Below are 11,141 nucleotides of genomic sequence, written 5' to 3' on the forward strand. Positions count from 1 at the left end.
CGAGTAGAGCCTGTTGCTTAGACATGGCTGTGAACTCAATTCACTATCATATCTCTTCTCCGGCATATTTCTTCTCTGGCTTGGACTTTTACTCGATCGGATTAAGATACTTTACAAATATTAATGACTTTGTTACAGTTATTTACATAAAGAGAAGACGGGGAAAAAACCATGCGTACAAACACTGCTATAATTGATGACCAAGGCAAATTGAACAACTTTGCGCTCGAGCCAAGAGTTTATATAGATGAGCAAGGCGATCGCACTGGCTTCACTACCTATGCAGAATTGCTCAATGGTCGTTTAGCAATGATTGGTTTTGTCTCTCTGATCGCATTAGAAGTATTCACAGGACACGGTATCATTGGTGTTTTGGCAAATCTGTAAAATCTAATTTATTTAAGCTCCTAGTAAAATTAAGAGACGGTAGATTTACCGTCTCTTAATTTATGGAAAACTTAGTGCTAGAGTAAAAATATACTGATACCAAAAGCCGTTAGTTATCAGCGTTAAGTTATCAGGTAAATTATGGTTTTAACTGCTTCAACTATGTTGCCTCTAGGCACTAAAGCACCAGATTTTCATCTACCGGAAGTGGTATCTGGAAAGGCAACTTCACTTTCCACTTTTGCAAATAAAAAAGCACTCTTGGTAATGTTTATTTGTCGGCATTGCCCGTTTGTAAAACACGTCCAAAACGAACTAGTGCAGTTAGGAAAAGATTATTTTACAGGTGATTTAGCGATCGTTGCCATTAGTGCTAACGATGCAACAAATTATCCAGATGATGCGCCAGAGTCGTTACAAGCATTTTCCACGGAATTAGGATTTAATTTTACCTTATGCTACGACGAGAGCCAGGAAACTGCAAAAGCTTACACAGCAGCTTGCACGCCAGATTTTTTTGTATTTGATGACCAACGCCAACTTGTTTATCGGGGACAACTAGATGATAGCCGTCCCAGTAATGGTAAACCCGTAACAGGGGCAGATTTACGTGCAGCAATTGAAGCAGTGCTAGCGGGTAAACCTGTTACGAGTGAGCAAAAGCCGAGTGTTGGTTGCAATATTAAATGGAAACCTGGAAACCAACCCAGTTATTTCGGTTAAAAGGGATTGGGGAAAGAGGAGGCAGGGGGCAGGAGTTTTTGAATTTTGACTTTTGAATTTTGAATTGATTTCTCCCTACTCCCTATGACTATCAATGTTTAATTTCCAAATTCAGTATGTAGCATCCTAATTGGACTTTTTCTGCCCACAATTCATATTCCAAACGCAAATGCTCCGGCAAAGGATGTCCGTTGAGAGTTAGGCTATTAGTAAAATTTCTTAAACGAATGGGATCGTTAGGTTGCAATGATTCAGTTGGCAACCAATAGCGACTAATGCCATAAACGCCCTGTTCCCAAAAATGACGGTAACTCACTTGGCCATTACCTTGCATAGTCATAATTACCCGATAAGGAGAAATCTCCAGCCACAAAATTCTGGGACTGCTAGGGGTATAAGCTTTGCTCTTGCTTTGGGGTAGTGTGTCTTCTGGACTCAGAACACTCTCTACTTCGCAGCTAATTAGAGGCGGTGCGGTCAGCAGTAAATGGAATCTATTAGTATCTTTTTGATACAATGTCGCGGCGGTTTCGACAACAGACCAAATTGGTAGGTCAGTGGAAATAAGTGATAAGCACACGGGCTTGCGGTGATGGGTCAGCATGGGAGCGATAAGGGCTAAAAGCTATTGAACAAAATGAAATGAACACACTAGGCAGTCTAAAAGGTCAGGGTAAGAAACTAAATAGTAAAGCAGGCTTAATATTAATGAATCCGCTGATTTGTTAATAAGCTACACAAAGCCGCATAGAAACAGGTAGAATATCAGCCTACACAGCAATAACGGTATTTTTTCTAGAAACAGCTAATTCGTAAGTAAAGCTTGTAAATATTCTAAAGCTATAGCCTCACAACGGGAGTCGTTCCGGTGTATTCAAAAGCCAGTGTATCCTAATGTCGGCTTTTGTTATAACCGTAGAAACTCACGAAGACCTCTGTCATAAATTAATTATTTAGCGGCCCTCTTTTGACTGTTTCTAAGGATTTACATCTAAGCACTTGGCATAAATCTATCTTTGACTGTGCTTTGATGTTGGGCGCTTTAGCTCAAGGTTAAACCACATAACTCTGCAACAATACTATGATGATTTGTCACATCTCAACTGAGGTTATTAATCAAACCGATTAGCTCTTTATCAGTCAAAGCTTATATAAAAAATAAACCCAGCAGGAGCCGTATTATAAGACCGCCTGCCAGGAAGGTATAGTATATTCCGGCCATGTTTGATCAGGTTAGCGCTTATTTGTAGAAATAATTGCGTATCCCTAGATACAATAACTAAATACTTTGGTAAACACAGTTAAGAAAAGTTACTAAATAGGTTAATTTCCAATTAAAATTAACAATTTCTCGAATCAGGGAGCAGGGAAGAAGCAAGGGAGCAGGGAGCAGGGCGCAAGGGAGAAGAGTTTTCCCCTCCGCCCCCTGCACCCTGCCCCTCTGCCTCTTTTCAATACCCAATGCCCCATAATATAAGAAAGCGCTTCACACTTCTTAAATAATCAGCTTTATTAGAACAATGGCGAGAGACTTGCGGGGATTCATTAAAATTTTGGAAGACAAGGGACAATTACGGCGAATTTCCGCTTTAGTTGACCCAGATTTAGAAATTGCTGAAATTTCCAACCGGATGCTGCAAAAAGGTGGCCCGGGGTTGTTGTTTGAAAACGTCAAAGGTGCTTCCTTCCCGGTGGCGGTGAATTTGATGGGAACGGTGGAAAGGATTTGCTGGGCGATGAATATGCAGCATCCAGAGGAGCTGGAAACTCTGGGAAAAAAATTAAGTATGCTGCAACAGCCAAAACCGCCGAAGAAGATTTCCCAGGCGATAGATTTTGGAAAAGTGCTGTTTGACGTGCTGAAAGCAAAACCAGGACGTGACTTTTTCCCGGCTTGTCAGCAAGTTGTGATTCAAGGTAATGATTTAGATTTAAACAAGTTACCTTTGATACGTCCTTATATTGGTGATGCTGGCAAGATTATCACGCTGGGATTAGTAATTACCAGAGATTGTGAGACGGGTACTCCAAATGTCGGCGTGTATCGCTTGCAACTACAATCTCAGAATACAATGACAGTTCACTGGTTATCGGTGCGGGGTGGAGCAAGGCATTTACGAAAAGCGGCCGAACGTGGGAAGAAATTAGAAGTTGCGATCGCACTTGGTGTAGATCCTCTAATTATTATGGCAGCAGCTACACCCATCCCTGTAGATTTATCAGAATGGCTGTTTGCTGGACTTTATGGTGGTTCTGGTGTACAGTTGGCCAAGTGTAAAACTGTAGATTTAGAAGTTCCCGCAGATTCCGAATTTGTCTTGGAAGGAACGATTACACCAGGAGAAGTTTTACCAGATGGGCCCTTTGGCGACCACATGGGTTATTACGGCGGTGTGGAAGATTCACCATTAATCCGCTTTGAGTGTATGACGCACCGGAAAAATCCGATTTACTTAACAACATTTAGCGGCCGTCCACCGAAAGAAGAAGCGATGATGGCGATCGCACTCAATCGCATTTATACTCCCATACTGCGGCAACAAGTCTCAGAAATTGTCGATTTCTTCTTACCAATGGAAGCTTTGAGTTACAAAGCGGCGATTATTTCCATTGATAAAGCATATCCGGGACAAGCACGAAGGGCAGCCTTAGCGTTTTGGAGTGCTTTGCCACAATTTACATACACAAAATTTGTAATTGTTGTAGATAAAGATATAAATATTCGCGATCCGCGTCAAGTTGTGTGGGCAATTAGTTCCAAAGTTGACCCAGTGCGGGATGTCTTTATTTTACCGAATACACCTTTTGATACGTTGGATTTTGCCAGTGAGAAAATTGGCTTAGGTGGACGTATGGGAATTGATGCAACTACAAAAATTCCGCCAGAAATAGACCATGAATGGGGTTCGCCTTTGGAATCTGACCCTGATGTGGCGGCGATGGTAGAGAGACGATGGGCGGAGTATGGTTTGGCAGAGTTGCAGTTAGGAGAAGTAGACCCGAATTTGTTTGGCTACGATATGAGGTAATGTGCTAGGGGAACTCCAAGAAATAAATTATCCAATATTGTGGGGTGGACATCTTGCCCGCCATACAGACTGGGCTATCGTGTCGCCCACCCCACAGGAGTTAATTAGATATTTTTTTATTTGGAAGTCCCGAAACCGGATGAAAAATATTACCTAGCAACAATGACTGACTCAGCACCAAGTCGTTTGGGTGAACTCGCCAACCTATTTTTTAAACTGGGCGTTATCGGCTTTGGCGGCCCGGTTGCCCATATCGCCATGATTGAAGATGAAGTGGTTAAGCGCCGTCAGTGGTTGACAAGGGAGCATTTTCTAGATTTACTGGGGGCAACTAACCTAATTCCTGGCCCAAATTCCACAGAAATGGCTATTCATATAGGATACATCTATGCAGGATGGCTAGGGCTGATTGTGTCAGGCGTTTGTTTTGTCTTACCTGCGGTTCTAATTACTGGAGGGTTTGCTTGGGTTTATGTTGCTTACGGCACTTTACCCCAAGTCGCCCCCTTACTTTATGGCATTAAACCAGCAGTTTTAGCAATCATTATCAATGCCCTCTGGGGCTTGGCAAAAAAGGCTGTGAAAACTCGCCAATTACTAGTAATTGCTTTGGCTGTAGCATTACTGACATTATTATTGAAATTGAATGAAGTAGTTGCCCTATTAATTGGGGGATTGCTGGGTATGATTTGGTTACATTCTGGCGATCAAAACGACAAGCCAGGAGATAAAGCCAATTTTTTAATTGCTAGTCTCAGCACAGGCGCAACTTTGAAGGCATCAGCGGCTATTGCTGCATTAGTCGCTACTGCATCTACTACAACCAACGTTTCTTTATGGCAGTTGGGTTGGTTTTTTCTGAAAGTCGGTAGTGTTTTGTTTGGTGGTGGCTACCTTTTGGTGGCTTTTCTCCAAGGGGGATTAGTTCAAGAATACGGTTGGCTGACACAACAACAGTTACTAGATGCGATCGCAATTGGTCAATTTACTCCTGGACCAGTACTTTCCACTGCTACCTTTATCGGTTATGTCATTGCTGGCATACCTGGCGCTATTGTCGCCACAATCGGAATTTTTCTACCTTCTTTTGTTTTTGTTGCTGCCCTGAATCCCCTAATCCCACGCTTACGGGCCTCTTCTTGGACTAGAGCCTTTTTGGATGCTGTGAATGTTAGTGCTGTCGCCCTAATGGTTGTTGCTACTCTTCAACTGGGAGCAGCAACTTTAACGTTACGACAAGCCCCATTTGTAGATTTTCTCGCCCTGGCGATCGCCATCGTCTCAGCTATTTTAGCCATTCGCTTTCGCATCAATGCTGCATGGCTTGTCTTTGGTAGCGCTTTCATTGGATGGGGTGCTTCACTCTTGGGCTACATTCGATGAGATTGCAAGTATTGTAGAGCAGCTATTAGCTTGACTTTAAACCCCTATTCGTTTAAGTGTATTTTTTGACTTCAGCTTTGTATCCTCTCTCTGACTTGAATTTATAGAGATTTTTCTGATTTTGCTGGCTGAAACAAGTCAAAAAATAGATAAATTAAATCTTGCTTTCAAACTATTTTCATGTGATAATCACCATTAACTCCGGTAAATACATAAACTTACCGGAGTTTTAGTTAGATTTGAATAATTCAGTTTTTCAAAAGCTGTAAATATACCATTTTATAACTCTAGGGCTACTATCTATAAAAAGTTGCTACTTTGCTTTGTAGCACACATCTGTGCATACTTTAAATTTAAAACGATGACAGATAAGTTTTTCATACCAATTTTTATATCCTATTCAATCATCCAAATTACTATCCTCAAGGGTTAAGAAATTTAGTTTATGAAGTTCCAGCCATTTCATTTCATTCCAACTTGGAGCCGGTCGAATTCCCAGTCCCCAATCCCTAGTCCTCAATCCCCAGTCCCTATTTCAATGCGAAGTCTTTCGGTAATGTTTGCACTGGGTTCCTTTTTGGGTTTAGCGATCGCTACTACTACCAGCAACTCCCAAAATGCTACAGCCGCCCGCCCCATCGCGGCCAACTTCTCAAATGTGACACTGCGAATAGGTAAGCAAAAAGGAGGATGGGATTTACAACTTAAGTTAGCTGGGCAAGATAAATTTCCCTACAAAGTTGAGTATAAAGAATTCACTGGCGGAAACTTTATTTTGCAGGGAATTAACGCCGGCGCCCTCGATTTGGGTGGTGCTAGTGAGATCCCGCCCATTTTTGCCATTGAATCGAAAGCTGCAATCAAAATCATTGCTAGTAGGACGGGGCCAACTGTTGGCCAAGTTGTACTCGTACCAAAAAACTCCACAGCTAAGAAGTTCGCTGACCTCAAAGGAAAGACCATCAGCTATGTCCGAGCCACTACAGCCCATTACTTCTTAATTAAGATGTTAGAGCAAGAGGGTTTGACACTTAAGGACGTTAATGCCAAACCATTGACCATCCCTGATGGACTCTCTGCCTTCAGGAGAGGCGACCTAAGTGCATGGGCTACCTATGGTTATGCCATCCATCAAGCCAGGAAAGATGGGGCTAAAGTATTCCGGTCAGCAAAGAATATTCTGAGTGGTAACTTTGTGATTGCAGCCGCCCCCAGTGCGATCGCCGATCCCGACAAAAAAGCAGCGATCGCAGACTTCCTTTGTCGGGTGAAAAAGGCGCAAAATTGGCAAGAATCCAATATAGATAAATGGTCTAAGACTTATGCTCAAAGTATAGGAGTTGATGAAAAAATTGTCCTCGAAGATGCCAAAGAGGGAGTAAAGCAACGGCGATCGCAATTACTGCCGATTTCTCAAAAAGCGATCGCTTCCCAACAAGATGTAGCTGATACCTTTTATCGTGCAGGCGTCATTCCATCAAAGGTTGATGTAAAACCGCTATGGGATGCAAGCTTCACTAATGCAATTAATCAATGCAAATGATCCAATTTTAGATGATTGAAGAAGAAGTCAGGATTCAGGAGCAAAGCCGGAGACGTTTCTAACTCTTGAATTCTGTTTGATAATTCAAGATCCTAAATTGAGTGACGGTCTTAAGTTCAACTAAAGAGTAACTAATTTGTCTATGAAGTTCCAGCCATTTCATCTCATCCCAACTTGGAGCCGGTCGAATTCCCAGTCCCCAATCCCAAGTACCCAATCCCAAGTCCCTATTTCAATGCGAAGTCTTTCGGCAATGTTTGCACTCGGTTCCTTTTTGGGTTTAGCGATCGCTACTACTACCAGCAATCCCGAAAATGCTAGAGCTGCTTACCCGATAGCCGCTAACTTGTCAAACGTAACCCTACGCGCTTCTAAGTTCAAAGGCGGTTGGGATTTGCAACTCAAGTTATCTGGGCAAGATAAATTTCCCTACAAAACTGAGTTTACAGAATTTACTGGCGGAAACTTTATCGTACAAGCAATTAATGCCAATGCCATTGATATCGGTAGTGCTAGCGAGATCCCACCGATTTTTGCGATTCAATCCCAAGGGGCGGTAAAAATCATTGCTTCCGTTAAGGGGCCGACAGTGGGTCAAGTCGTACTAATACCACAAAATTCCAAAGCGAAGAAGTTTAGTGACCTTAGAGGTAAGAAAATCGGCTATGTCAAAGCAACTACAGCCCATTACTTCTTAATTAAGATGTTGGCACAAGAGGGATTGACACTCAAAGATGTGAATGCCGTACCCCTAACTATTCCTGACGGACTCTCTGCCTTCAGGAGAGGCGACTTAGATGCTTGGGCTACTTACGGTTACGCAATCCAGCAAGCCCAGAAAGACGGAGCGAAGGTACTCAAATCAGCGAAAAACATTCTCAGCGGCAATTTTACCATTGTTGCAGCGCCGAGTGCGATCGCCGATCCTAATAAAAAAGCGGCGATCGCAGACTTCCTCTGCCGCATCCAAAAATCGCAAGATTGGCAAGCATCGAATATAGAGGCGTGGTCAAAAAACTATGCAAAAGCAATTGGAGTGGATGAAACCTTTGTCCTCAAAGATGCCAAAGAGGGGTTAAAACAAACGCGATCGAAAGTGCTGCCAATTTCCCAACAAGCGATCGCTTCTCAGCAAGATGTCGCCGACACCTTTTATCGTGCTGGAGTTATCCCCACAAGGGTTGATGTGAAACCATTATGGGATGGAAGCTTTACCAATGCGATTAATAAATGCAAATAGTTAATCAAAGGTTTGACTGACAATAAAAAAGTTAACTTCAATTAAGGTGAAATATGTCCATTCAAGACACAGTGATTAGCTGGGAACAACTATTAGAAATTGCCCAAAAAAATACCCCTGCTCGACGGGTGCGTAGACCAGGGCAATCTCCTTCTACTGCTCCTATCCCTAGCAGTCTCCATAAATTGCCACCAGATACAGAACCGTCAGTATTGCTCTACCGTGATACTAACTCTTGGTGTCCATTTTGCGAACGGGTTTGGTTTGCTCTCGAAGAAAAGGAAATTCCCTTTGCAACAGAGTTTATCGACTTGACTAACAAGCCTAAATGGTATACAGATTTAGTTCCTACAACCCTTGTCCCGGCTGCAAAAATTGAGGGAAAGTTAGTTTATGAATCCAAAGAAATTCTGTTAGCATTAGAAGAACAATTTGGGCCAACCTTGCTCCCTGAAGACCCAGAGGAAAACGCAGTTGCTAGGCAATGGCTTGAGGATGCTGAAACCAATGGTGTGAGAGATATCGCTTACAAATTTCTCAGACAAGCTCCTGAAGATCCGAATGAATTAGCCAGCTTACAGGCAGCTTTTGAAGCAAAATTAGACGAACTCGAACAACTTCTTGGAAAGTATGCTGGCCCCTACTTTTTGTCAACATTTAGTGTGGTAGATATTACCTACAGCCCTCATTTAGACCGTTTGGCGGCTAACTTACCCGTTTATCGGGGATATCACCTCAAAGGAAATCCCCGGTATCCTCGAATCAACGCTTGGTTTGAAGCACTCAAGCAGCGTCCTGCCTATCAGCGCGTCAAATCGGATGATACCACCAATAACTTACTCCTACGTCGCCGATGGGGTGTGACGCCAATCGGCAATCCTTTGCCCCCTGACCCAGCAGCTAGCCAAGAAATCCAATTTCGGGCAGAAGCGGCTGAGAGGTTGACTGATAACCGAGAAGTTGCTTTAGGAGATATCCTCAAAAACTCTGGGGTGCAAGCATTGGCAGTCAATGGCGACACAACAGCCGTTAAAGAAGGAGTTGATTTTCACCTGAGATTGCTGGCTGACTATCTCATCAATGGCAATGGTGCAGCATTACCGTGGGGACGCGTGGGTGGCAAAGACAATGCCGATCCAACTGCGGCCGCCATTGGAGCCATCACACTTGCCTATGTGAGAAATCGCATCTGTGCGCCACGGGATATGAGCGCTGGTGCTGCAACTGCATTCCGAGCAGCAGCAGATAAAGTGTTGGCATCTCTCTATTAGGGAACTCCAAGAAGTAAATTACCCAATATTGTGGGGTGGGCATCTTGCCTGCCCAGTCTATAATATGGCTCTCGTGTCGCCCACCCCACCCCACAAGAGTTAACTGGACATTTTGTGATTTGTCAGTTACTTAAGATTATTAACGATCGCTAGTAACAGGCTAAAATTCTATTTCGCACGGTGGTAGTCTGGATAATTTTTAACTACCACCCATGATGCGATCCGGTTCATTTCCTATCTGTACCTGCCGTTTCTGCGATCGCCAACTGAGAACTCAGCCCGACAACCATTTTTCACCCAAATACGATCATTCCGATAGCCCCAATTTCCTCTACAAGTGGCATCGGACAATTGCCTAACAAGCCTCACTCTACCTCTAGTACGTATTGAACAAGTATTCCTCTGATTATTACGACTTGAACAAGTGATTATCTCCTGAGCGGAAGCGGGAGCTGCAACGCCCAAAAGTGTACCTATACTAATGCTGGCAACCATAAAGGTGGCAGCAACAATGGGAAGACGTATAACCATATTCAATGTTAAACCTCTTCAAAAACTAAAACTATAGTAATTATAGCAAGCTGCATTAATAGCCAATTTTAAAATCAATTAAATGCAAATATTCTTTACATTCTCAATAGCATCAGAGGTTGTTTAAAAAGTGGTTTGAGGGAATTTTAGGCACTTATTTCTTCCCCAGTTCCAATTAAAATTTGTGCGTTTATTTGAGCAGATTTATGCCAACTAAAAAAAGGAGAATATTGCTACTCTCCTGAGGTAATATGAGTGAAGATTTATTTTCTTAGTACAGCCCACTACAAAAAGAGTATGGAATTTAATCATTTGTAGGTTGGGTGAAACGTAGTGAAACCCAACATCAACCCTCGATATTTCCAAACCCCTTTAACGGTGACATGTACTTAACGATTAAAGCGAGTTTGACGTTCACGCAATTCACGAATATGTCGCTCACGAGCTTGACGTTCACGTAATTCACGAACGCGTCGTTCACGGGCTTGGCGTTCGCGCAATTCACGAGCGCGTTGTTCACGGATTTGGCGTTCACGTTGAGTTCGATTGTTATTAAAAGCTACAGTATCATGATTAAAACGATCGCGCTCAGATTTAAATTCAGCAGCGTTAGCATTTTGAGAAAGAGCAGCAATTGAGGTAGCTGCTAATAAGCCTCCAAGTAGAATAGATTTTATGCGGTTCATATATTTCTTAATCTGCCTTGCATTACTTGATTTGTACATTCTCAATTTAATCGGCATAATCAGATATACGCCTGTGACAAAAGTCATATTTAAATAGTTACTTTTGTCACTAATACTATTTGAAATTGAATAACGGTCGAGATTTAACTTGATACATGTTGTCCCTTCAGTATTCTTAGTAAAATTTAAGTCTAATTCTTATTAGCACACCCCAAAAAGGGTATGGAATTTACAGCTATTTTTAGGTAAATAGACCAGATGGTAGGGGCACAGCATTGCTCCTAGGTGTCAACTTAAGCTGGAAATAGCTTATCTGTTGGCTTCCATGCCCGCCCGGAAATAAATTTT

Annotated in this window: 10 protein-coding genes; 7 read left to right on the forward strand and 3 right to left on the reverse strand. The window is 42.6% G+C overall.

Features of this window, described 5'->3' with window-relative positions:
• Nucleotides 1–171 precede the first annotated feature (171 nt).
• Together HWQ39_RS15505 and HWQ39_RS15510 are read left to right on the forward strand one after the other, a co-directional pair.
• Nucleotides 172–387, forward strand: coding sequence for a chlorophyll a/b-binding protein (locus tag HWQ39_RS15505; RefSeq protein WP_292846473.1), 216 nt, complete (start codon nt 172–174; stop codon nt 385–387).
• A 141-nt stretch (nt 388–528) separates the two neighbouring features.
• Entirely contained in the window at nt 529–1,110 is a 582-nt protein-coding gene (locus tag HWQ39_RS15510; protein ID WP_292846476.1) for a thioredoxin family protein, read from the forward strand.
• Nucleotides 1,111–1,201: 91 nt separating this feature from the next.
• Here the strand turns inward: HWQ39_RS15510 and HWQ39_RS15515 are convergent, their stop codons facing one another.
• Entirely contained in the window at nt 1,202–1,714 is a 513-nt protein-coding gene (locus tag HWQ39_RS15515; RefSeq protein WP_292846479.1) for a hypothetical protein, read from the reverse strand.
• A 916-nt stretch (nt 1,715–2,630) separates the two neighbouring features.
• Between HWQ39_RS15515 and HWQ39_RS15520 the strand changes: the two genes are divergently transcribed.
• From HWQ39_RS15520 to HWQ39_RS15540, 5 genes are all read left to right on the forward strand, one after another.
• On the forward strand, nt 2,631–4,139 hold the full coding sequence (locus tag HWQ39_RS15520) for a UbiD family decarboxylase (protein ID WP_292846482.1): 1,509 nt from the start codon (nt 2,631–2,633) through the stop codon (nt 4,137–4,139).
• A 162-nt stretch (nt 4,140–4,301) separates the two neighbouring features.
• Entirely contained in the window at nt 4,302–5,522 is a 1,221-nt protein-coding gene (gene chrA / locus HWQ39_RS15525; protein WP_292846500.1) for a chromate efflux transporter, read from the forward strand.
• A gap of 538 nt (nt 5,523–6,060) precedes the next feature.
• The gene (locus HWQ39_RS15530) at nt 6,061–7,065 is read left to right on the forward strand and encodes an ABC transporter substrate-binding protein (RefSeq protein ID WP_292846485.1); all 1,005 of its coding nucleotides are present in this window, start codon (nt 6,061–6,063) and stop codon (nt 7,063–7,065) included.
• Nucleotides 7,066–7,300: 235 nt separating this feature from the next.
• Nucleotides 7,301–8,305: an ABC transporter substrate-binding protein gene (locus tag HWQ39_RS15535; protein WP_292846488.1), complete on the forward strand. Its 1,005-nt coding sequence runs from the start codon at nt 7,301–7,303 to the stop codon at nt 8,303–8,305.
• A gap of 53 nt (nt 8,306–8,358) precedes the next feature.
• Nucleotides 8,359–9,576 (forward strand): glutathione S-transferase family protein, encoded by a 1,218-nt coding sequence (locus tag HWQ39_RS15540; RefSeq protein ID WP_292846491.1) that lies wholly within the window; start codon nt 8,359–8,361, stop codon nt 9,574–9,576.
• A 234-nt stretch (nt 9,577–9,810) separates the two neighbouring features.
• Here the strand turns inward: HWQ39_RS15540 and HWQ39_RS34430 are convergent, their stop codons facing one another.
• Nucleotides 9,811–10,107 carry a DUF3011 domain-containing protein gene (locus HWQ39_RS34430; protein ID WP_366932278.1) on the reverse strand — a complete coding sequence of 99 codons (297 nt, stop codon included), beginning with the start codon at nt 10,105–10,107 and terminating at the stop codon, nt 9,811–9,813.
• A 389-nt stretch (nt 10,108–10,496) separates the two neighbouring features.
• Nucleotides 10,497–10,793: a hypothetical protein gene (locus HWQ39_RS15545; RefSeq protein ID WP_292846494.1), complete on the reverse strand. Its 297-nt coding sequence runs from the start codon at nt 10,791–10,793 to the stop codon at nt 10,497–10,499.
• Between the last annotated feature and the right edge of the window lie 348 nt (nt 10,794–11,141).

The sequence above is a fragment of the Nostoc sp. NMS8 genome, assembly GCF_017115045.1.
Lineage (GTDB): Bacteria > Cyanobacteriota > Cyanobacteriia > Cyanobacteriales > Nostocaceae > Nostoc.

Excerpts from the sequence above, each read along its gene's own strand:
- HWQ39_RS15505 (WP_292846473.1), top strand. The coding sequence starts at position 172 with ATGCGTACAAACACTGCTATAATTGATGACCAAGGCAAATTGAACAAC.
- HWQ39_RS15510 (WP_292846476.1), top strand. The coding sequence starts at position 529 with ATGGTTTTAACTGCTTCAACTATGTTGCCTCTAGGCACTAAAGCACCA.
- HWQ39_RS15515 (WP_292846479.1), bottom strand. The coding sequence starts at position 1,714 with ATGCTGACCCATCACCGCAAGCCCGTGTGCTTATCACTTATTTCCACT.
- HWQ39_RS15520 (WP_292846482.1), top strand. The coding sequence starts at position 2,631 with ATGGCGAGAGACTTGCGGGGATTCATTAAAATTTTGGAAGACAAGGGA.
- chrA (WP_292846500.1), top strand. The coding sequence starts at position 4,302 with ATGACTGACTCAGCACCAAGTCGTTTGGGTGAACTCGCCAACCTATTT.
- HWQ39_RS15530 (WP_292846485.1), top strand. The coding sequence starts at position 6,061 with ATGCGAAGTCTTTCGGTAATGTTTGCACTGGGTTCCTTTTTGGGTTTA.
- HWQ39_RS15535 (WP_292846488.1), top strand. The coding sequence starts at position 7,301 with ATGCGAAGTCTTTCGGCAATGTTTGCACTCGGTTCCTTTTTGGGTTTA.
- HWQ39_RS15540 (WP_292846491.1), top strand. The coding sequence starts at position 8,359 with ATGTCCATTCAAGACACAGTGATTAGCTGGGAACAACTATTAGAAATT.
- HWQ39_RS34430 (WP_366932278.1), bottom strand. The coding sequence starts at position 10,107 with ATGGTTATACGTCTTCCCATTGTTGCTGCCACCTTTATGGTTGCCAGC.
- HWQ39_RS15545 (WP_292846494.1), bottom strand. The coding sequence starts at position 10,793 with ATGAACCGCATAAAATCTATTCTACTTGGAGGCTTATTAGCAGCTACC.